The sequence below is a fragment of the Pseudonocardia sp. genome (genome assembly GCF_025465255.1).
Lineage (GTDB): Bacteria > Actinomycetota > Actinomycetes > Mycobacteriales > Pseudonocardiaceae > Pseudonocardia.
Genome location: NZ_JAODNI010000078.1, coordinates 35,409 through 54,912, shown reverse-complemented (window position 1 = coordinate 54,912; position 19,504 = coordinate 35,409). Strand labels below are relative to the sequence as shown.

Here is a 19,504-nt window from a genome sequence, read left to right as displayed (position 1 = left end):
CCGGGCACCGGCATGTCCTCGGCACCCGGCATGTCGGCGGCGCACGGGCACGTCGTCGTCGACCGCTCCATGTCTTCCGGTACGGCAACCTCCCATGCGCACGACACGCTCCTGCCGTGGCGCACGGCCCGCGCCGCCGCCAGCCGGACGTCGTCGGTGATGTGGTTCAGAGTGCCGAGCTCGTCGTCGTCGCCCCACCGTCCCCAGTTCGACAGCGTGCTGAAGTACCCGAGCACGTCGTCCTGTGTGGGCACCGGCCGCCCTGCCGTCATCCCAGCATCGACTCCTCCGGTCACGCGGTTCGAGGCACCAAGGCCCGCTGAACTGGCATGACACTAGATCAGCGGGCCGTCCTCCATGTCAGCCTGCGGCTGGGCCTACCGGGGGTGAACGCAGGTCACGGACAGTGGGACCGCGTTGGATGCAGTCTCCCAGGCCTAGCCAGGCTTGCGCGCCGAATACGCGCCGAAGTTCGTCGCGCGCATTGGCGCTCGTCACGATCACCGCAGGTCAACGGCCGTGATCGGCGGGGCAAGGCGATTCCCCCCTTAAAGTGGTCACGGTGGGCTCGAATCCCATCGGGGTGATCTTTTGGTGGGGCTGTGGCATGCAGTGAGAGGTGAGAGCCATGAAGCTCGCAGTCATCGGCGGTACCGGGCTGATCGGCTCGCAGGTGGTCCAGAAGCTGACCGCAGCCGGACACGAGGCCGTCCCCGCGGCACTGTCCACCGGCGTCGACCTGATCACGGGGAAGGGCCTGAACCAGGCGCTGGAGGGCGCCGAGGTCGTGGTCAACCTGGCGAACTCGCCGACATTCGACGAGGCCTCCGTGGGCTTCTTCCGCACCTCCGTGAACAACCTGCTGGCCGCGGGGGAGAGTGCCGGTGTCCTGCACCAGGTGATCCTCTCGATCGTCGGCGTGGACCAGGTGCCCCAGCTGGACTACTACCGGGCCAAGACCCTGCAGGAGGATCTGCTCCGCCAGGGGCCCACGCCGTACTCCATCGTGCGCGCCGCCCAGTTCTTCGAGTTTATGGACGCGGTCTTTGTCCGAGACCTCCGACGACACCACCGTTCGCCTGCCCTCTACCCGCCTTCAGCCGATCGCCGCCGCGGACGTCGTCGACGCGGTCGTCGAAGTCTCCACCGGCGCCCCACTGCAGGGCATCCGCAACGTTGCCGGCCTGGACGTCTTCCCCCTCGACGAACTCGGCAGGGTCACCCTGGCGGCACGGCAGGACAACCGGACGGTCATCACCGACGACAATGCAGGCATGTTCGCGGCCGTCACCGGCGACGTGCTCACCGCAGGCCCGGACGCACACCTGGCACCCACGCACTACCAGGACTGGATCCAGACGGCCCGGTAACCGGGCACGACAGATCCTCTCGCTGGTGGTTGTGGCAAATGCGTGGCAATCCGACATGACCGGGGACCGAGGTGGGCGGCGTTCCTGCAGGTCAGAAGCCCAATGCTGACCTGGGCGGCGCTCCATTGTGAATCCGCTGCCGACGGGTCATCGGAGCTGCCGAGTAGACCCATTCTGGGGGTCAAGGGCGCCGCCTCCGGCGGCGCGGGCCGGGTACCCGGCCCGGCACGACCGAAGTGGCGACCGATCACAAGCGAGGGGCAGGAGTCCCGCGGCCCGCGACTACGCAGACGCTCGGAGCTTTGTCATCGCGGCGATCAAGCGGTCCCAGGTGTGCGGCGGGGGGAGCTGGTGGCCGACGTCGACGAGCTCTAGGAGCCGGGCCCCGGGGATGGCCTCGGCGAGCGCCTTGCCGTGGTCGAGCGGGAACATCGGATCGGCCGTTCCGTGGACCACGAGCGTCGGAATGCCTGCGAGATCGCTCAGCGCGTAGGGGGCTTCGTCGCCGTCGGCGAGGATGAAGTGGTTGGTCATCATGCTCGGCAGGTTCCCGGTGCGGTCGACAACCTGCGCAGCGATCGCGTGCAGACGATCCTCGTCGAAGTTGCCGGGGCCCGCGAAGGGACGTTCGCCCTCGACGATGTAGCCAATGACCGCGGCCGGGTCCGTCCAGTCGGGTTCGGCGGCCTCCTCGGTGAACAGTTGCCTGATCTCCGGTGCCGGGCCGGGCAGGCCGTCGATGGCAGGGTCCGTCGGGCTGGTGGAGATCAGGGTGAGTGATGCGACCCGCTCGCGATACCGGGCGGCGAGTTGCTGCGCGATGCCGCCGCCCATCGACAGCCCGGCCAGGTGCGCCCGTTGGATGCCCAGCTGGTCCAGGACAGCGACTGCGTCGGTGACAAGGTCCGCACCGGTGTAGCCCGGTTCACCAGTCGGGTACGCGGTGGACTCTCCGGTGTCGCGTTGGTCGAAACGGACCACTCGATAGCCACTGGACACGAACCTCGCGCACAGCTCGTCATCCCACCAATCCTTCGACCAGGTTGCGCCCCCGAGCAGCAGGAGCGGGTGTGCGCTGTCGTCGCCGATCGACTCGACGTACAGCTCGGTCCGGTCATCAATTCGGACGATGCGTGTGGTCACTGCGAGATCCTTCGGTCGACTGCATTCCACACAGGCAGACTCGTCGGCGGTCCAGGACTGATCGTGCACCGAGAGGAACCACACGAGAACCCGGGCTCTGCCCGGACCCGACACCGCTCGGAGATCAGGGAGTGCGGCGGGGTGGTGATCTCCTCACGGCACGCCCGAGGCAGGGCTCCACCCGCGTCGCGAGGAGATCACCACCAACACTCGGTGTGGGCAGGAAGAACGGCTCGCGCGGACTATGCACGGACGCAGGAGGTCAACGTGGCGAAGGCCGAGGCGCCCACGGCCGCCGGACGGATGCAGCCCCGCGGGCTCGCAGAGGTCGAGGCCGCGAAGGCGGACGGGCGGTGGGCGGCGGCGTACGAGTCGCAGCGCACGGCGGCGGTCCCGGCCGATCTCGCGGCCGCGCTGGCCGGGGACGGCCTCGCGAACGCCGCCTTCGAGCGTCTGGGCCGATCCGACCGGTACGCCGTGATCCTGCCGCTGCTCAAGGCCCGCACACCGGAGGCACGCGCGAGGGTCCTGCCCGCGAGGTCGCGCGGCTGGCAGGTCAGGAGTAGGCCGGGCTCACCCGTCGAGCTCCGAGGTCGACGGCCCGTACTCCCGCAGCACCTGCGCCACCCGGACGCGGTAGTCCGAGTACCAGACGTCCCGTCCGCGGCGCTGGGCCACGAGGTGCGCGGCGACGCTCTTCCAGGCGCGGGCGGCAAGCTCGTCCCGCCAGTACGACACCGTGATGCCGACGTCCTCCCGCGCCGACTCGACCCCGAGGTGGCCGGGCTGCTGCTGGGCCAGCGCGGCCATGGCATCGGCCATCGCGGAGTAGCCGCGGTCCCCGTCGGACCGGAGCGACGTGAAGATCATCGCGACGTACGGCGGCTCGGGCGTGGAGGCGAACACGGCGTCACCTTTGCCGGTCGACGGTCCTCACCGCCACCGTATTCGGGTGATCGGTGGGGGCACCGGGGTTACGCTGCGGAGATGACCCCGGAGGAGCTCGCGGACCTCGCGCACCTCCGCCGTGCCCGGGACCTCATGGACCGCGAGTACGCGAGCCCGCTCGACGTCCCGAGCCTCGCCCGGGCCGCGTTGATGTCGCCCGCGCACTTCTCCCGTAGATTCCGCGCCGCGTACGGCGAGACCCCGTACAGCTACCTCATGACGCGCCGGATCGAGCGGGCGAAGGCCCTGCTCCGGCGCGGCGACCTCACGGTCACCGAGGTCTGCATGGAGGTCGGCTGTACCTCGCTGGGCTCGTTCAGCTCACGGTTCACCGAACTCGTCGGCGAGAGCCCGACGGCCTACCGCGCGCGGGACCACAGCGCGGGCGCGGTCGTCCCCGCGTGCGTCGCCAAGGTCCACACGAGACCGAGCAGGAACGGAGAAGCCCGGCGGCTCCGTGCGCCCTAACGTTCCCGGCATGAACCTCTCCCTCTCGCACACCACCATCCTCGTCCACGACCCCGACAAGGCCCTGGGCTTCTACCGCGACGCCCTGGGCCTCCAGATGCGCAGCGACATCGCCAACGAGGGTTTCCGCTGGGTGACGCTCTCGCCGCCGTCACAGCCGGAGATCGAGATCGTCCTCGCCGAGCCGCAGGCCGGGCGTTCGCCCGCCGACGGCGACGCCCTCCTCGGGCTCCTCACCAAGGGCTCGCTCAACGGGGTGATCTTCCGGACCGACGACCTCGACGACACCTTCGAGAAGGTCCGGGCCTCGGGCGCGGAGGTGCTGCAGGAGCCGATGGCGCAGCCGTGGGGCGTGCGGGACTGCGCCTTCCGCGACCCCTCCGGCAACATGATCCGGATCAACCAGGCCTGATCGGCCACGTGGTCGATCTGCGGGGGTGGCCGGGCCTGGCCGTCGTGGGCACGGTGGCCGGCGGGCACCGGAGCGAGATCGTCGAGGTCCGGGGCGACGGCAGGCTGGTCGCGCGGCGCAGCCGTCGCTCGCCCGAGGCGCTGGCCTGGGAGCTCGACCTCCTGGACCTGCTCGCCGACGCCGGCTTCACGGCCCCGCGCACCGTCCCGGCGGCGGACGGACGCAGGACGGTCGACGGCGTGGTTTCGGGGATCGAGCCCCGTCCACCACGTCGGGTCGTCGGGCTCAGGGCTGGTACGGCGGCGCGACGCCCCAGTCCCAGCGCGGTACGGGTGCCTGCTCGACGACGTCCGCGCCGTCCCGGGAGTTGGCCAGGGCGAGCCGGGTGCCCCACTCGACGTAGCCGACGAACGCGGCGCGGAACTCGGGATCGTCCGGGAGGCCGGCGTCGTCCGCGGCGTGGCTCATCAGCGTCGCGAAACGGAAGCGCTGCTCGGGGGTGATGTTCAGGCCGCGGTGATGGGCGAGCATGCGCTCGTAGCCGCCGAGCTTCTCGCTGTACCCGGGCGGGCCGCCGAACACCTCGACCCACCACGACGTGACGTGCGCGCGGTGCTCCTCGTGGACGCCGCCGGGGAAGAGCGGGCTCAGCAGGTCGTCGGCCTCGACCCGGTCGTAGAACGCGTCGATCAGTCGGCGGAAGGCGGCCGGGCCGCCGGCCCAGTCGATCAAGCTGGGAGGAGGCGTCATAGTGCAACACTGTAATCATGCGGCCGGTCCGGCTCACCGAAATTGATGATCCGTGCATCGTGTACCGCCACTCGGGGTACAGCCCGGTGACGGTCGGCAGCATGCGGGCCCGTCCAACCGAGGGAGGGCGAGTGCACGATCCGGCCATCACCGCACCCGTGGCACGGGTCGCCGTGGCCATCGGCGACGAGAGCTGCCTCCCGCTCGTGCGGGCCGAACTGCGGGAGCTCCTGTCCGACGTCGCTCCGGAGCTCGTCGAGGACGTCGAGCTCGTCTGCACCGAGCTCGTCACGAACGCGATCGAGCACGCGGCGGCGCCGCGCCGGCTGCGGGTCAGCGTCGGCGGGGAGGTGCTCCGCATCGAGGTCGACGACGGCAGCCCCGCCCGGCTCCCGGTCGTCGGCCGATCGCGTCTCGGTCCGTACCGCGGCCGCGGCCTCGTCCTCGTCGCCGCGCTGGCCAGCTGGGGCCTGGACCGCGACGAGTCCGCGAAGACGCTCTGGGCCGAGCTTCCGGCGGCCTGACCGCTCGCGTTCGGGCGGTTCCGCGCGTGGCCGGAGCCGCGCGGAAGGACCGGGACCCGCGCGGATCGGCACGCAGGACAGGCGTCAGAGCGCGAGCGCGGCGCCGCGGCCCGCGGCCCGTCCGGAGAACAGGCAGCCACCGAGGAAGGTGCCCTCGAGCGAGCGGTATCCGTGCACGCCTCCGCCCCCGAACCCGGCGACCTCTCCGGCGGCGAACAGCCCGGGGACCGGCGTCCCGGTGGCGTCGAGCACCCGGCCGGAGAGGTCGGTCTGCAGGCCGCCGAGGGTCTTCCGGGTCAGCACGTGCAGTTTCACCGCGATCAGCGGGCCAGCCTTCGGGTCCAGGATCCGGTGCGGGGCAGCGGTGCGGCCGAGCCTGTCCCCCCGGTATCGCCGGGCGTTGTGGATGGACATGATTTGCAGGTCCTTGGTGAACGCGTTGTCCATCTCGCGGTCCCGCGCGACGATCTGGCGCTCGATCGTCGCCAGGTCCAGCGGCGCCTCGGGCGAGATCTTGTTCATCCCGTCGACGAGCTCGGCGAGCGTCCCGGCGACCACGAAGTCCTCGCCGCGCTCCTTGAACGCCTCGACGGGGGCGGGCGCCCCGGGGCGGATCCGGCCGAGCGTCGCGCGGACGTCCTTGCCGGTCAGGTCCGGGTTCTGCTCCGAGCCGGAGAGCGCGAACTCCTTCTCGATGATCCTCTGGGTGAGGATGAACCAGGAGTGGTCGAACCCGGTGTGGCGCAGCGTCTTCAGCGTCCCGAGGGTGTCGAAGCCGGGGAAGTTCGGGGCGGGCAGCCGGCGCCCGGCGCCGTCGAGCCAGATCGACGACGGGCCGGGCAGGATCCGGATGCCGTGCCGCTCCCAGATGGGGTCCCAGTTCCGGATGCCCTCGACGTAGTGCCACATCCGGTCCCGGTTCACGACCCGCCCGCCGGCGGCCTCGGTGATGCCGAGCATCCGGCCGTCGACGTGCGCGGGGACACCGGTGATCATGTGCTCGGGCGGGGCGCCGAGCCGCTCCGGCCAGTTCGCGCGGACGAGGTCGTGGTTCGCGCCGATGCCGCCGGAGGTGACGACGACCGCCTGTGCGCGCAGCTCGAACGTCCCGGTCTCCGTGCGTGAGCCGGCCTCCCCGCGGGCGGCCGCGCTGGGCTCCAGGACCGCGCCCGTGACCCCGTCGATCACGCCGTTCGTGCTGGTCAGCGCATCGACCCGATGGCGGAACCGGAGATCGACGAGGCCGGCGCGCTCGCCGTCGCGGACCTTCCTCGCGAACGGTTCGACGAGGCCGGGGCCGGTGCCCCAGGTGACGTGGAAACGGGGGACGGAGTTGCCGTGCCCGTCGGCGAGGTAGCCGCCGCGCTCGGCCCAGCCGACCAGCGGGAACCAGCGGACGCCCAGGCCGTGCAGCCAGCTCCGCTTCTCGCCGGCGGCGAAGTGGACGTAGGCGGTGGCCCACTGGCGCGCCCAGAAGTCCTCGCCTGCCGGGTCGTCGACGCCGCGGTCGAACTCCGCGCTGCCCAGCCAGTCCTGCAGGGCGAGCTCGGGGGAGTCCTTGATGCCCATGCGCCGCTGCTCGGGGGAGTCGACGAGGAAGAGGCCGCCGAAGGACCAGAACGCCTGGCCGCCGAGGCTCGCCTCCCGCTCCTGGTCGAGGAGGAGCACGCGCTTGCCCGCGGCGACGAGCTCAGCGGTGGCGACGAGGCCGGTGAGCCCCGCCCCGACCACGATGACGTCGGCGTCCATGCCGTCTCCTGTCCGTTTCGTCCCACTCCGGCACCGGTGCGGCCCACCGTCACCCGTGAGTTCGTTCAAGAACTTGTGATCACCGCCGACGACCCCTCTGCGGCCATCCGTGGCCGGAGCCGGGTCGCGAATGACGATCGCCGGTGGGGGCGCGCCGGTGTGCGCAGGGCAAAGGTCGCTCAGGAGGACCCGCCGGGGGGTCGGCAGCGGCGCGGCAGGCGAGAGCGCTACCGCGCGGGGCGTTCGGAGTCCGGCTTCGCGGAGAGCGGGCCCTTGGTGCGGCGCTGCAGCCAGCCCCGGCCCTGGTGCAGGGTCCGGCTGACGGCGTTGGGGCCCCTGCGCTTCTCGATCAGGTCACCGACCTTGCCGAGCAGCCAGCCGACCACCGGCGCCGCGACCGCCAGGATCAGCCACATCCGCAACCGCTTGGACAGGAAAGCCCACATCGCCGTCGTCACCTCTCGCCCGGGCCGCCGGGTGGCGACCGGCCGCGAGCGTAGCGACGTCGCGGTGATCGCGCTCCCGGAACACGCCCTGACCGGCCGAAACGAGTCACTCCGCGGACGCGCGCTCGTTGTACCGGGTACGAGGGTCGCGGCGGTGCGGCCCGGGCGAGAGGAAAGCTGACATGCCGAACCTCGGTGGGTGGGAGATCGTCATCCTCGTGGGGGTGGTGCTCCTGCTGTTCGGCGCGAAGCGGCTGCCCACCATGGCGCGCTCCGTCGGGCAGTCCGCCCGGATCTTCAAGGGCGAGATGAAGGGCCTGCGGGACGAGCCCGCGGCGGCGCCCGCCCCGGAGCGGGAGTACACGCCCACGGCCGTGCTGCCGGCCGTCGCGGAGGCCCCCCGCACCCCGTGACTCCCGCCGCCCGCACGGCGGCAGGACGGGCCGGCACCCTCGGGTGCCGGCCCGTCCTCGTGCGCGGGGGACCACGTCTTCGTGGCGGCGCTCTTGATCGCCTCGCGGACGCCGAAGTAGCTGCCGCAACGGCAGACCCTCTCGATCGCGTCGATGTCGGCGTCGGTCGGGTTCTTCGTGCGGTTCAGCAGGTCGATCGCGGCCATGATCCGGCCGGGTCTGTGACGGAGGACACCTCACCCGCCCATAGGGGTTCTCGTCCCGTGCGGAGGGCGCGGCGCCGGGTGACGAGCGCTACCCTCGCCCGGTGGCGGGTGACCGTCCCCTCCTGCTCGGCGTGCTGACGTACCTGGGGATCGCCGTCGCACCGACGCTCTTCCTCTGGGCCGCGGTGCGGTTGGGACCTGCGCTCTTCGACCTTCTCGTCGGTGCCGCTTCGCTGCGCCGTCGCCGCGGCCCGCAGCCCGTCGGTCCGTCGCTCGAATCCCTGGTGGCGGACCTGCGACGGCTCCGCGCCGAGGTCCGGGGCCCCGGACCGCCCACGCAGGTCCGGCGGGTCGCGCTGCTCGCCGCGTACGACGACGTCCTGCTCGACGTGTGCCGGGCGGCCGACGTCGGGTCCTCGCTCGCGGAGGCGCCTCCGGGGGAGCGGCCGTACGCCCGGTTGCTCACCGAGGCCGCGATCGAGGAGGCCGGGATCGCCCTCGACCCGCCGTACGAGGGCCCGGCCGCGGCGTGATCGGGGACGGGGCTCGCGCGCGTCGTCCGCCTCGTCCGCCGAGGTGAGTAAAGTCGTCTTTACCCGAGCGGGAACGACGCGGCCCCACTGCGCGTTCTCCCAGTGAAAGCTCGCACCACCGAGTAGTTCGAGGAGGACCCAGGTGCGCACCAGCAGCAACCCGGCGTTCCGCAACCTGTCCGGTGGACAGGGTGGCGGCTACGCCTCGTTCGACCGCCAGGGCGGTGGTCTCATGGGCGGCGGCGCCGCCTATGCCGACGCCCGGGCCGCGCAGGTCGGATACGGGCGCGCCGGGTCCGGTGAGCGCCCGATCACGATCGACGACGTCGTGCAGAAGACCGCGATCACCGCGGGTGCCGCCCTCGTCGCCGGGGTCCTGACCGCGATCAGCGGCGCGTACTTCCTGGCGCTGCCGGCGTTCATCGTCGGCTTCGTCGTCTCGCTGATCGTCATCTTCAAGCAGAGCAGCAACGCCGCCCTGGTGATGACCTACTCGATCGCGATGGGCATCGCGCTCGGCGGCATCACCGGCCTGCTCGAGTTCTCGGGCACGAACTTCGAGGGCATCGGCCTGCAGGCCGTCATCGGCACGGCCGGCGTGTTCGTCGGCATGCTGGTGGTCTACAAGACCGGCGCGGTCCGGGTGACGCCCAAGTTCACGAAATGGCTGATGGGCTTCTCCATCGGCGTCGTGATCCTGATGCTGGCCAACCTGGTCATGAGCTTCTTCACGACCGGCGGGCTCGGCCTGCGGGACGGGTCGCCGCTGGCATACCTGTTCAGCATCGTCTGCATCGGTGTCGCAGCATTCAGCCTGCTGCTGGACTTCGACATGGCGGACCGCGCGGTCAAGGGGGGTGCCCCGGCGAAATTCGCCTGGTACATCGCCTTCGGCCTGATGACCACGCTGGTCTGGCTCTACGTCGAGATCCTGCGCCTGCTCAGCTACCTGCGGCAGGAGTAGGCACTCCCGCACGACGACGGCCCCTCCCGCTCCGGGAGGGGCCGTTTCGTGTGCAGGGTCAGCTCAGGCGCTCGACCACCAGGGCCATGCCCTGGCCGCCGCCGACGCACATGGTCTCCAGGCCGATGCTCTTGTCCCGGCTGCGCAGGCCGTTGAGCAGGGTCGTGGTGATCCGGGCGCCGGTCATACCGAACGGGTGCCCGACGGCGATGGCGCCGCCGTGGACGTTGAGCTTGTCGTCGTCGAACGGGTCGATGCCGAGGTCCCGGGCGGACGGGATGACCTGCGCGGCGAAGGCCTCGTTGATCTCGACGAGGTCGACGTCGTCGATGGTCATGCCGGCCCGCTTCAGCGCCTGACGCGACGCCTCGACGGGGCCGAGGCCCATGATCTCCGGGGAGAGCCCGGTGACGCCGGTGGAGATGACGCGGGCGAGCGGGGTGATGCCCAGGTCCTTCGCCTTGGCGTCGGACATGATCACCAGGGCGGCGGCGCCGTCGTTGAGCGGGCAGCAGTTGCCGGCGGTGATCAGCCCGTCGGGCCGGAACACCGGCTTGAGCTGCGAGACCGCGTCGTAGGTGACGCCGGCGCGCGGGCCGTCGTCGGTGTCCGCGACGCTGCCGTCGGGCAGGGTGACCGGGGTGATCTCGCGGGCGAAGAAGCCGTCGGCGATCGCCTTCTCGGCCAGGTTCTGCGAGCGGACGCCGAAGCGGTCCATGTCCTCGCGGGTGACGCCCTTCACCCGGGCGAGGTTCTCCGCCGTCTGGCCCATTGCGATGTAGGCGTCGGGCAGCAGGCCGTCCTGGCGCGGGTCCGTCCAGGTGTCGCTCCCGGACTCGGCGGTGGCGACCGTGCGGGCCTCGGCGTCGGCGAAGAGCGGGTTGTGCGTGTCCGGCAGCGAGTCGGAGTTGCCCTTGACGAACCGGGACACGGCCTCGACGCCGGCGGAGATGAACACGTCGCCCTCGCCGGCCTTGATGGCGTGCAGGGCCATCCGGGTGGTCTGCACCGACGAGGAGCAGTACCGGGTGATCGTGGTCCCGGGCAGCGTGTCGTAGCCGAGGAGGACGGCGACGATGCGCCCCAGGTTGTGGCCCTGCTCGCCGCCGGGCAGGCCGCAGCCGAGCATCAGGTCGTCGATCTCGGACGGGGCGAGCTGGGGGACCTGGTCCAGGGCGGCGCGCACCATCTGGGCCGTCAGGTCGTCCGGCCGCATCTCGGCCAGGGAACCCTTGCGGGCCCGGCCGATCGGGGACCGGGCCGCTGCGACGATCACTGCCTCGGGCATCGCTGCTCCTTGGATCGAAAGGTTGTCGTCCGTGACGTTACCCATCGGTACGGAACGTCCCGACCGGGCACCGGGCCGGACTGCTACACACTGTCGCACCGTGCTGGTCCGGGCGGTGGGTGCAGAGGACCTTTCGTAGTGTGGGGAGGCCATCTCGTCGACGCCGGGTGATGTTTCGATAACGATCCGCCCTTATGACCGGATCGACCGGTTGTGGTTCCCCCCGGACCTGAACGCTCCCTTCCCCGCCCCCGGGGACTCGGACCTCGCTCAGTGGATCATGATCACGCTCCCGCCGGCGCTCCCGGTCGATACCGTGCGGATCACCTGGGCGGCCCCGTACGCCACGAGCTTCCGTGTCCAGTACTGGACCGGCGCGGACGCCATCCACCCCGCCGAGGCGGTGGCTGGAAGGACTTCCCAGCGGGGTGCACGCCGGGCACGCAGACCCTCCGGGTGGCCGGGGCGCCGATCGAGGCCCAGCAGATCCGGATCCTCATGCGGAGCGGCTCCGGCACCGCCGCCCCGGGCTCCACCGACGTCCGCGAAGGCCTCGGGGTCGCCGTCCGCGAGATCTCCGCGGGTCACAGCGGGGCCGGCGGCCTCGTCGACCACGTCGAGCACGTGCCGTCCCAGCAGCAGACCAGGATGTACACGTCGTCGACCGACCCGTGGCACCGCGCGTCGGACCTGGACCCGAACTACGAGCACGCCAGCTTCGAGCGGACCTTCGCCAGCGGGCTCACCGGCGGCCGCCCGATGATGGTTCGGTCCCGGTGCTCTACGGGATCCCGGAGGACGCCGCGCTGCTGCGCTACCTGCGGGGGCGCGGCTTCCCCGTCGAGCAAGCCGAGATGGGGAGGAGCCGGACGGGCAGCTCGCCGAACCGGAGCACTACGCCGAGCTGTACCGGCAGGTGGGACGCGCGCAGAAGGTCGTCGACCCCGCGGTACCGCTGGCCCAGCACCCGACCCTGCTCGCCGACATCGTGCGCCGCCAGGAGGCGGCGGGGCTGCCGCCCGAGGTCCCCAAGGTGATCACCGAGTACGGCTACTCGTCCTTCGCGGGGCAGGTGGAGCTCGAGATGCCGGGGTCGATCGTGAACGCCGAGACCGCGGCCCAGTTCCTGGCCCTCGGCGGCGACGCGAGCTACTTCTACGGGCTCGAACCGAACTGGGTCTTCCAGGGGGACGAGGGCAAGCCGTGCGACACGTGGGGCAACCTCATGCTGTACCAGTACCACGACGACTTCGAGATCCGGCCCGTCGCGACCCTGCACGCCTCGCAGCTGGTGACCGGGCCGTGGATCCGGACCGGCGACGGCCGCCACGACGCGCACGCCGCCACGACCGACCTGCGCTCGGCCGACGGGCACCCGATGGTCACCGCCTACGTCCTCCGCCGGCCCGACGGCCGCCTCTCCGTCCTGCTGTTCAACAAGGATCCGGCGCGAACGGTCACCGTCGCGCTGCGGACCGGCTCGGCCGCCGCGAACGCCCCGCTCGCCGGGGGCCTCGAGCTGTTCAGCTACTCGGGGGAGCAGTGGGACCCGGTACCCGGAGGGAGGCGAGACCAACGGCGGGTTCCCGGAGAAGAACGACCCGCCCGCCCGGACGGTCGTCGACGCGGCCGCCCTACTCGATCTCCGTGGTCCGTACGGATCCCGAGCGTTCGTGGTGGGAGCGGGCCACCGCGGTGACGCGCTGAGGTGCCGCGGGAAACCCTGACGAGTTCTGTCAGGGGAGTGCGGGACGGTGGTCATCATGACCTCCTGGAAGCAGATCGAGGCCGACGAGCCGGAGTTCGCCGCCCGCGTCCGCCGGACCCTCGACGCCCACAAGCACAAGACGATCGCCACGCTGCGGGCGGACGGCTCGCCCCGGATCAGCGGCATCGAGTGCGAGTTCGCGGACGGCGAGCTCACGTTCGGCTCCATGGGCGGCTCCCGGAAGGGGGCGGACCTCCGGCGGGACCCGCGGTTCGCGTTGCACTGCGCGTCCGTCGACCCGCCCGAGGACACCCCGGCGCAGTGGACGGGCGACGCGAAGGTGGCGGGGCTCGCGGAGTGGACCGGTCCGCTCGACGGCGAGATCCGGGGCGACGGGTTCCGCGCGGACCTCACCGAGGTGGTGGTGACCGGGCTGAACGAGGAGGGCACGGCGTTGCGGGTCGAGTTCTGGCGCGAAGGCGCGGGAGTGCGCCGGATCGAGCGCGCCTGAGGCTCCCTGCAACCTTGCCGTAGCGGACGGATGCACCGGGTAGGCCGAGCGGCTACCCGGACCCCTCCTCCAGCCACTTCCGCAGCTTCTGCAGCGCGCGGTGCTGGGCCACCCGCACGGCCCCCGGCGTCGAGCCCACGGCCTGCGCGGTCTCCTCGGCGGTGAGCTGGCCGATCACCCGGAGCGTGACGATCTCCCGCTGTTGCTCCGGCAGGCGGTCCACGAGCGCCATCAGGTCCCCGAACGCCGAGGAACCGAGGACCTGCTGCTCGGGGCCGCCCGTGACGTCCACCCGCTCGGGCACCTCGTCCGTCGGGTCGGAACGGTCCCGGCCGGCCGAGCGGAAGGCATCGACGACCTTGTTGCGGGCGATCCCGTACGCGAACGCCATGAACGGGGAGTCGATCTCCCGGAACCGCGGCAGGGCCCGGCAGATCGCGAACGCGACGTCCTGCGCGACGTCCTCGGCGGACTGCAGCCCGACCCCCCGGCCGCCCAGCCGGGCCCGGCAGTAGCGGACGAGTAGAGGCGAACACCGGCGGAGCAGCTGGTCGATGGCGGCCCGGTCCCCGGCGCCGGCGGCGCGGGCGAGGGTGGTGAGCTCGGCGTCCGTGGGGGAGGCGACGGCCGGCGCCTGGTCGGATCCGGGCAGGTCGGCCGGGGTGGAGGCCGCCTCGGACGGGGCCGGGTCGACCGGGACCGGACCGGCCGGGGCCTCCGCGGGCGGGTCCGGGTCGGACGGGTCCGGATCATGCTCACCGAGCACCCGCGGTGCCACCTCTTCCTCTCGCGCGGGCACGGGGGAGCCGACGAGCAGTCCCGGCGCCCGGAGGTCACCGTCCCGCAGGTAGGGAGCGGGCCCGCGGCGCGTTCGGGGATGCCGACGCGAGGACGGACGAGATCGGGTGAGTGGTCGGTGTGCCCCCCGACCGGAGTACGCCGACCCCGAACACGAGGAGACTAGACCGGATTCACGACGGAAGCCGGTCGATGACACCCGTTCCGGGTAACCTGTACGCATCCGTCCAGACACGCCCCGTCGTCTCCCGCACGGCGGGGGGACCGGTGACCCCGCCGAGTGGGAGCGGTTCCTCCCGGACGCCCCTACCGCGCGCCCTGCTGACGCCTGCCGTGCCGCCCGCCCGCCCCGGCGCGGATGGCAGCATGGGCCCATGCGCTACGCCGAGCACATCGCCGACCTCGTCGGGAACACCCCGCTCGTCCGCCTGGGCCGGGTGGCCGAGGGGCTCGAGCCGCTCGTCCTCGCCAAGGTCGAATACATGAACCCCGGCGGCAGCGTGAAGGACCGCATCGCGCTGCGCATGATCGAGGCGGCGGAGGCGTCGGGGGAGCTGAGGCCCGGCGGCACGATCGTCGAGCCGACGTCCGGGAACACCGGCGTCGGGCTGGCGATGGTCGCCCAGCGCAAGGGCTACAGGTGCGTGTTCGTCTGCCCGGACAAGGTGGGCGAGGACAAGCGCAACGTGCTCAAGGCCTACGGCGCCGAGGTCGTCGTCTGCCCGACGGCGGTGGAGCCGGAGCATCCGGACTCCTACTACCGGACGTCGGACCGGCTCGTCTCCGAGATCGACGGCGCGTGGAAGCCGAACCAGTACGCGAACAAGGAGAACCCGGCGTCGCACTACGCGACGACGGGCCCGGAGATCTGGGAGCAGACCGACGGGAAGATCACGCACTTCGTGGCGGGGATCGGCACCGGCGGCACCATCAGCGGGATCGGGCGCTACCTCAAGGAGGTCTCGGACGGCCGCGTGCAGGTGATCGGCGCGGACCCCGAGGGTTCGGTCTACAGCGGCGGTAGCGGGCGGCCCTACCTGGTGGAGGGCGTCGGCGAGGACTTCTGGCCGACGACCTACGACAAGGACGTGTGCGACGAGATCCTGGCCGTCAGCGACGCGGACTCCTTCCACATGACGCGCACACTGGCCCGCGAGGAGGCGCTGCTCGTCGGCGGCTCGTGCGGGATGGCCGTGGTCGCGGCGCTGCGGGTCGCGGCGACCGCACCGAAGGACTCCGTGATCGTCACCCTGCTGCCCGACGGCGGTCGCGGCTACCTCGGCAAGGTCTTCAACGACGCCTGGATGGCCAGCTACGGCTTCCTCCCGCCGACCGAGGGCGCCACCGTCGGGGACGTGCTGCGGCGCAAGGACGGCACCATGCCGGACCTGGTGCACGCGCACCCGAACGAGACGGTCGCGGACGCCGTGCACTACCTGCGCGAGTTCCACGTGTCGCAGATGCCGGTCGTCCGGGCGGAGCCGCCGGTGATGGCCGCGGAGGTCGTCGGGTCGGTCGTCGAGCGGGACATCCTCGACGCGCTGTTCACCAACCGCGCGCAGCTCCTGGACCGGCTGGACAAGCACATGTCCGCGCCGCTGCCGACGCTCGGCGCCGGCGAGCCGCTCGCCACCGCGATGAGCGCCTTCGCCACCGCGGACGCCGCCCTCGTGCTGGAGGACGGGAAGCCCGCGGGGGTCGTCACCCGCTCCGACGTGCTCGCGTTCCTCGGCTGACCGTGTGTGTGGAACCTCGTTCTAACGAGGTTCCACGCGCACAACCCCGGCTGAGCTGCGCGAACTCCCCCGCGTAGCGTCGAGTCATGCAGGGTTTCTCCACGCGCGCCATCCACGCAGGTCAGGAGCCGGACCCGGCCACCGGGGCCGTCACCGTGCCGATCCACCCGAGCTCCACGTTCGCCCAGGACGGGGTCGGTGGGCTCCGCGGCGGGTACGAGTACTCGCGCAGCGCCAACCCCACCCGGACCGCACTGCAGGAGTGTCTCGCCGCGCTGGAGGGCGGCCGGCACGCGTACGCGTTCGGCTCCGGCATGGGCGCCTCGGACGTGCTGCTGCGGGTCCTGCTCAAGCCGGGTGACCACCTCGTCATCCCGCACGACGCGTACGGGGGCACGTTCCGGCTCGTCGACAAGGTCCTCACCCAGTGGGGCGTCGAGTACAGCGCCGCCGACCTCGGTGACCTCGACGCGCTCCGCTCGGTGATCCGGCCGACGACCAAGGCGATCTGGTGCGAGACGCCCACGAACCCGTTGCTGGGGATCGCGGACATCGCCGCGCTGGCACAGGCCGCGCACGCCCACCACACGACGCTCGTCGTGGACAACACGTTCGCCTCGCCGTACCTGCAGTCCCCCCTCGCGCTGGGGGCGGACGTCGTCCTGCACTCCACCACCAAGTACGTCGGTGGCCACTCGGACGTCGTCGGCGGTGCCCTGATCTGCGACGACGACGCGCTCGCCGAGCGGATCGGCATCCTGCAGAACTCCGTCGGCTCGGTCCCCGGGCCCTTCGACGCGTGGCTGACGCTGCGCGGCGCGAAGACCCTCGCCGTGCGGATGGAGCGGCACAGCGACAACGCGGAACGCGTCGTCGAGATGCTGTCCGCGCACTCGGCCGTGGCGAAGGTGCTCTACCCGGGCCTGCCCGAGCACCCCGGACACGAGGTCGCGGCGAAGCAGATGCGGCGCTTCGGCGGGATGGTGTCGTTCCTGGTCGAGGGCGGCAAGGAGGCGGCACTGAAGGTCTGCGCGTCCACGAAGCTGTTCACGCTCGCGGAGTCCCTCGGCGGTGTCGAGTCCCTGATCGAGCACCCGCACCAGATGACGCACGCGTCCGTCGCGGGCTCGGCGCTCGAGGTGCCGGACTCGCTGGTGCGGCTGTCCGTGGGGATCGAGGACGTCGAGGACCTGCTGGAGGACCTGCGTCAGGCGCTCGAGGCCTGATCTGCTGCTCCCCGGGCGCGCGCCCGAGGATCAGCTGCGGGACGGGACCGGCGGAACGGTCGTCGGCTGCGGGTCCGGCGGCGAGGGGACCGCGAGGTCCCCGGGCTGGACGCAGCCGCCGACCAGCAGGTAGGCGCCGTCCCGGTACTCGTAGCGGCCCGGCGAGTCGCAGCCGGCCTGCTGCACGGTGGCGACCGCGATGCCCGCCATGACGGCCGCGGCCAGCAACTGGGCGACAGCCCGCACCCGCGTCATCCGACCTCCCCGTGGCGGCGGGGACCTCTGTGCCGACCCGCCGGGTCCGAGGCTACCGGGGTCGGTGCGAGAGTGGTGCCATGGCCGACCCTCGCACCGACACCGCGTTCCCGGTGGGACTCGACGACATCCGGTCCGCCTCCGCCCTGCTCGGCGGTGTCATCCGGAAGACCCCGGTGCACCACTCGCGCGCGCTGACCGACCTGACCGGCGGCCCGGTGTGGCTCAAGTGCGAGAACCTGCAGCGCACCGGTTCGTTCAAGATCCGCGGCGCCTACACCCGGCTGGCCCGGCTGCCGGAGGAGCAGTGCCGGTCCGGCGTCGTCGCCGCCAGCGCGGGCAACCACGCGCAGGGCGTCGCGCTCGCCGCCCGGCTGCTCGGCATCGACGCGACGGTCTTCATGCCCGAACGTGCCGCGATCCCGAAGGTCCACGCGACGCGCGGCTACGGGGCGGCCGTCGAGCTGGTGGGGGAGACGATCGAGCAGAGCCTCGCGGCGGCCCGGGAGTTCGCGGAGCGCACCGGTGCGGTGCTGATCCACCCGTTCGACCACCCCGATGTCATCGCCGGCCAGGGCACCGTCGGGCTGGAGATCCTGGAGCAGGTGCCGGACGTGCGGACGGTGTTGATCGCCACCGGCGGCGGCGGGCTGCTCGGCGGCGTGGCGGCCGCGATCAAGGCCGAGCGGCCGGACGTGCGCGTGGTCGGGGTGCAGGCCGCGGGCGCGGCGGCGTGGCCGGCGTCCCTGGACAGGGGCGAGCCCACCCCGCTGGACTCGATGCGCACGATCGCCGACGGCATCGCGGTCGGCATGCCCGGGGAGATCACCTACCGGCAGGTCGCGGCGCTGGTCGACGAGTTCGTGACGGTCGGCGAGGACGCGCTGTCCCGGGCCCTGCTGCACTGCCTGGAACGGGCGAAACTGCTGGTGGAGCCGGCGGGCGCCGCACCGATCGCGGCGCTGCTCGGCGAGCCGCGGCGCTGGGAGACCCCGGCCGTGGCGGTGCTCTCCGGGGGCAACGTCGATCCGCTGGTGCTGCTGCACGTGATCCAGCACGGCATGGCCTCCGCGGCGCGCTACCTGTCGCTGCGGGTCCGGGTGGGGGACCGGCCCGGTGCGCTGGCCGAGCTGCTGCGACAGGTGGCCAGGCTGGGCGCGAACGTGATCGACATCGAGCACTCGCGGATCAGCGGCACCGTCCCGATGGGGGACGTCGACGTCGCGCTCAGCCTGGAGACGCGCGGGCCCGAGCACTGCCGCGACCTCGTCGAGGCGCTGCGGGAAGCCGGCCACCGGGTGACGGCGGTCGGCGGCCCGGACCGGTAGCGGTCAGCTCCGGGTCAGCCGGTGTACGGCTGGATCTCGACCAGCGTGACCTTCATGCTGCCGCCGTCCGGGAGCGGGTACGAGCGGTCCTCGCCGGCCTTCGCCCCGAGCAGCGCGGCGCCGAGCGGGGAGTTCGGCGAGATGACCTGCAGGTCGCCGTGGCTGCCCTCCTCGCGGGAGCCGAGCAGCACCTTCTCGGTGTCGTCGTCGTCGTACCGGATGGTGAGCACGGTGCCGGGGGCGGCCTCGTTCGCGCTCGTCGGGGAGGTGCCGACGTGCGCGGTGCGCAGCAGCTCCTGGAGCTGCCGGATCCGGCCCTCCTGCTGGCCCTGCTCCTCACGCGCGGCGTGGTAGCCGCCGTTCTCCTTGAGGTCGCCCTCCTCGCGACGGGCGTTGATCTCCGCGGCGATGACCGGCCGATTCGCGATCAGCTCGTCCAGCTCCGTCTTGAGCCGGTCGAAGGCATCCTGGGTGAGCCAGGTCACCTGAGTCTCCGTCACGCTCATCACTCCTCCAGCACGTCCGGAACCGCACAGTGCGGATCCGGTTGCCCGCACAGTTCGGGCCGTCGTCGGGCGGCAAGCCCCCGAGTAAGGAAAAACACGACCCGCCTGCGGGCCGTGTGCGCCTCAGCCTAACACGGAGCGTGCCGCTCGTCGCGGTCCTTCGACGAACGGCCGGAGGCGCGCTGAAGTTCCCCAGGTGGGCATCGGCGCAGGTGGGAGCCC

21 protein-coding genes and 3 pseudogenes are annotated in these 19,504 nt (G+C 72.0%); 14 read left to right on the top strand and 10 right to left on the bottom strand.

Annotated elements, in window-relative coordinates; translation table 11 throughout:
- Positions 1-272, bottom strand: a pseudogene (locus JWP64_RS08635) (cyclase family protein); the annotation flags it as partial.
- Positions 273-628: 356 nt separating this feature from the next.
- Between JWP64_RS08635 and JWP64_RS08630 the strand changes: the two are divergent.
- Together JWP64_RS08630 and JWP64_RS08625 are read left to right on the top strand one after the other, a co-directional pair.
- Positions 629-964 (top strand): annotated as a pseudogene (locus JWP64_RS08630) (SDR family oxidoreductase); the annotation flags it as partial.
- Positions 965-1,046: 82 nt separating this feature from the next.
- On the top strand, positions 1,047-1,370 hold the full coding sequence (locus tag JWP64_RS08625; RefSeq protein WP_297494280.1) for a hypothetical protein: 324 nt from the start codon (positions 1,047-1,049) through the stop codon (positions 1,368-1,370).
- A 282-nt stretch (positions 1,371-1,652) separates the two neighbouring features.
- Here the strand turns inward: JWP64_RS08625 and JWP64_RS08620 are convergent, their stop codons facing one another.
- On the bottom strand, positions 1,653-2,513 hold the full coding sequence (locus JWP64_RS08620; protein ID WP_297494266.1) for an alpha/beta hydrolase: 861 nt from the start codon (positions 2,511-2,513) through the stop codon (positions 1,653-1,655).
- Between the two features lie 303 nt (positions 2,514-2,816).
- On the opposite strand from JWP64_RS08620, the pseudogene JWP64_RS08615 reads away from it, so the two are divergent.
- Positions 2,817-3,026: pseudogene (locus JWP64_RS08615) on the top strand (YdeI/OmpD-associated family protein); the annotation flags it as partial.
- Between the two features lie 60 nt (positions 3,027-3,086).
- Here JWP64_RS08615 and JWP64_RS08610 read toward each other — a convergent pair.
- A complete protein-coding gene (locus JWP64_RS08610; RefSeq protein WP_297494264.1) occupies positions 3,087-3,419 on the bottom strand; it encodes an antibiotic biosynthesis monooxygenase in 333 nt (110 codons plus the stop codon).
- An 81-nt stretch (positions 3,420-3,500) separates the two neighbouring features.
- On the opposite strand from JWP64_RS08610, the gene JWP64_RS08605 reads away from it, so the two are divergent.
- On the top strand, positions 3,501-3,929 hold the full coding sequence (locus JWP64_RS08605; RefSeq protein WP_297494278.1) for a helix-turn-helix transcriptional regulator: 429 nt from the start codon (positions 3,501-3,503) through the stop codon (positions 3,927-3,929).
- Between the two features lie 10 nt (positions 3,930-3,939).
- Positions 3,940-4,341: a VOC family protein gene (locus JWP64_RS08600; RefSeq protein WP_297494262.1), complete on the top strand. Its 402-nt coding sequence runs from the start codon at positions 3,940-3,942 to the stop codon at positions 4,339-4,341.
- A 285-nt stretch (positions 4,342-4,626) separates the two neighbouring features.
- Here JWP64_RS08600 and JWP64_RS08595 read toward each other — a convergent pair whose 3' ends face one another.
- Positions 4,627-5,091, bottom strand: coding sequence for a group II truncated hemoglobin (locus JWP64_RS08595; RefSeq protein WP_297494260.1), 465 nt, complete (start codon positions 5,089-5,091; stop codon positions 4,627-4,629).
- A gap of 131 nt (positions 5,092-5,222) precedes the next feature.
- Between JWP64_RS08595 and JWP64_RS08590 the strand changes: the two genes are divergently transcribed.
- A complete protein-coding gene (locus JWP64_RS08590) occupies positions 5,223-5,615 on the top strand; it encodes an ATP-binding protein (protein ID WP_297494258.1) in 393 nt (130 codons plus the stop codon).
- An 84-nt stretch (positions 5,616-5,699) separates the two neighbouring features.
- On the opposite strand, the gene JWP64_RS08585 is transcribed toward JWP64_RS08590, so the two are convergent.
- Complete coding sequence (locus JWP64_RS08585) at positions 5,700-7,364, bottom strand: FAD-binding dehydrogenase (RefSeq protein WP_297494256.1); 1,665 nt, start codon at positions 7,362-7,364, stop codon at positions 5,700-5,702.
- A 227-nt stretch (positions 7,365-7,591) separates the two neighbouring features.
- Complete coding sequence (locus JWP64_RS08580) at positions 7,592-7,810, bottom strand: hypothetical protein (RefSeq protein ID WP_297494254.1); 219 nt, start codon at positions 7,808-7,810, stop codon at positions 7,592-7,594.
- A 182-nt stretch (positions 7,811-7,992) separates the two neighbouring features.
- On the opposite strand from JWP64_RS08580, the gene tatA reads away from it, so the two are divergent.
- From tatA to JWP64_RS08565, 3 genes are all read left to right on the top strand, one after another.
- Positions 7,993-8,223, top strand: a complete 231-nt coding sequence (tatA, locus tag JWP64_RS08575) for a Sec-independent protein translocase subunit TatA (protein ID WP_297494252.1) — start codon at positions 7,993-7,995, stop codon at positions 8,221-8,223.
- Positions 8,224-8,530: 307 nt separating this feature from the next.
- A complete protein-coding gene (locus tag JWP64_RS08570) occupies positions 8,531-8,962 on the top strand; it encodes a hypothetical protein (RefSeq protein ID WP_297494250.1) in 432 nt (143 codons plus the stop codon).
- 142 nt (positions 8,963-9,104) lie between these two features.
- Complete coding sequence (locus JWP64_RS08565) at positions 9,105-9,926, top strand: Bax inhibitor-1/YccA family protein (RefSeq protein WP_297494248.1); 822 nt, start codon at positions 9,105-9,107, stop codon at positions 9,924-9,926.
- Positions 9,927-9,984: 58 nt separating this feature from the next.
- Here the strand turns inward: JWP64_RS08565 and JWP64_RS08560 are convergent, their stop codons facing one another.
- Complete coding sequence (locus JWP64_RS08560) at positions 9,985-11,214, bottom strand: acetyl-CoA C-acetyltransferase (protein ID WP_297494246.1); 1,230 nt, start codon at positions 11,212-11,214, stop codon at positions 9,985-9,987.
- A gap of 916 nt (positions 11,215-12,130) precedes the next feature.
- Between JWP64_RS08560 and JWP64_RS08555 the strand changes: the two genes are divergently transcribed.
- The gene (locus JWP64_RS08555) at positions 12,131-12,913 is read left to right on the top strand and encodes a hypothetical protein (protein WP_297494244.1); all 783 of its coding nucleotides are present in this window, start codon (positions 12,131-12,133) and stop codon (positions 12,911-12,913) included.
- A gap of 64 nt (positions 12,914-12,977) precedes the next feature.
- Positions 12,978-13,433 carry a pyridoxamine 5'-phosphate oxidase family protein gene (locus tag JWP64_RS08550; protein WP_297494242.1) on the top strand — a complete coding sequence of 152 codons (456 nt, stop codon included), beginning with the start codon at positions 12,978-12,980 and terminating at the stop codon, positions 13,431-13,433.
- Positions 13,434-13,485: 52 nt separating this feature from the next.
- Here JWP64_RS08550 and shbA read toward each other — a convergent pair whose 3' ends face one another.
- Entirely contained in the window at positions 13,486-14,199 is a 714-nt protein-coding gene (gene shbA, locus JWP64_RS08545) for an RNA polymerase sigma factor ShbA (protein WP_297494240.1), read from the bottom strand.
- Positions 14,200-14,605: 406 nt separating this feature from the next.
- Here shbA and JWP64_RS08540 point away from each other — a divergent pair, with 406 nt between their 5' ends.
- Together JWP64_RS08540 and JWP64_RS08535 are read left to right on the top strand one after the other, a co-directional pair.
- Positions 14,606-15,967, top strand: a complete 1,362-nt coding sequence (locus JWP64_RS08540) for a cystathionine beta-synthase (RefSeq protein WP_297494238.1) — start codon at positions 14,606-14,608, stop codon at positions 15,965-15,967.
- A gap of 86 nt (positions 15,968-16,053) precedes the next feature.
- The gene (locus tag JWP64_RS08535) at positions 16,054-17,193 is read left to right on the top strand and encodes a cystathionine gamma-synthase (protein WP_297494236.1); all 1,140 of its coding nucleotides are present in this window, start codon (positions 16,054-16,056) and stop codon (positions 17,191-17,193) included.
- Positions 17,194-17,223: 30 nt separating this feature from the next.
- Here JWP64_RS08535 and JWP64_RS08530 read toward each other — a convergent pair whose 3' ends face one another.
- A complete protein-coding gene (locus JWP64_RS08530; protein WP_297494234.1) occupies positions 17,224-17,448 on the bottom strand; it encodes a hypothetical protein in 225 nt (74 codons plus the stop codon).
- A gap of 80 nt (positions 17,449-17,528) precedes the next feature.
- On the opposite strand from JWP64_RS08530, the gene ilvA reads away from it, so the two are divergent.
- Positions 17,529-18,776, top strand: coding sequence for a threonine ammonia-lyase (gene ilvA, locus JWP64_RS08525; RefSeq protein WP_297494233.1), 1,248 nt, complete (start codon positions 17,529-17,531; stop codon positions 18,774-18,776).
- 14 nt (positions 18,777-18,790) lie between these two features.
- Here the strand turns inward: ilvA and greA are convergent, their stop codons facing one another.
- Entirely contained in the window at positions 18,791-19,276 is a 486-nt protein-coding gene (gene greA, locus JWP64_RS08520; RefSeq protein ID WP_297494230.1) for a transcription elongation factor GreA, read from the bottom strand.
- Between the last annotated feature and the right edge of the window lie 228 nt (positions 19,277-19,504).

What these genes read in the sequence shown, in the direction of transcription:
- JWP64_RS08605 (WP_297494278.1), top strand. Translation starts at nt 3,501, where the DNA reads ATGACCCCGGAGGAGCTCGCGGACCTCGCGCACCTCCGCCGTGCCCGG.
- JWP64_RS08585 (WP_297494256.1), bottom strand. Translation starts at nt 7,364, where the DNA reads ATGGACGCCGACGTCATCGTGGTCGGGGCGGGGCTCACCGGCCTCGTC.
- JWP64_RS08550 (WP_297494242.1), top strand. Translation starts at nt 12,978, where the DNA reads ATGACCTCCTGGAAGCAGATCGAGGCCGACGAGCCGGAGTTCGCCGCC.
- JWP64_RS08540 (WP_297494238.1), top strand. Translation starts at nt 14,606, where the DNA reads ATGCGCTACGCCGAGCACATCGCCGACCTCGTCGGGAACACCCCGCTC.
- JWP64_RS08535 (WP_297494236.1), top strand. Translation starts at nt 16,054, where the DNA reads ATGCAGGGTTTCTCCACGCGCGCCATCCACGCAGGTCAGGAGCCGGAC.
- ilvA (WP_297494233.1), top strand. Translation starts at nt 17,529, where the DNA reads ATGGCCGACCCTCGCACCGACACCGCGTTCCCGGTGGGACTCGACGAC.
- JWP64_RS08530 (WP_297494234.1), bottom strand. Translation starts at nt 17,448, where the DNA reads ATGACGCGGGTGCGGGCTGTCGCCCAGTTGCTGGCCGCGGCCGTCATG.
- JWP64_RS08580 (WP_297494254.1), bottom strand. Translation starts at nt 7,810, where the DNA reads ATGTGGGCTTTCCTGTCCAAGCGGTTGCGGATGTGGCTGATCCTGGCG.
- tatA (WP_297494252.1), top strand. Translation starts at nt 7,993, where the DNA reads ATGCCGAACCTCGGTGGGTGGGAGATCGTCATCCTCGTGGGGGTGGTG.
- JWP64_RS08600 (WP_297494262.1), top strand. Translation starts at nt 3,940, where the DNA reads ATGAACCTCTCCCTCTCGCACACCACCATCCTCGTCCACGACCCCGAC.
- JWP64_RS08560 (WP_297494246.1), bottom strand. Translation starts at nt 11,214, where the DNA reads ATGCCCGAGGCAGTGATCGTCGCAGCGGCCCGGTCCCCGATCGGCCGG.
- JWP64_RS08595 (WP_297494260.1), bottom strand. Translation starts at nt 5,091, where the DNA reads ATGACGCCTCCTCCCAGCTTGATCGACTGGGCCGGCGGCCCGGCCGCC.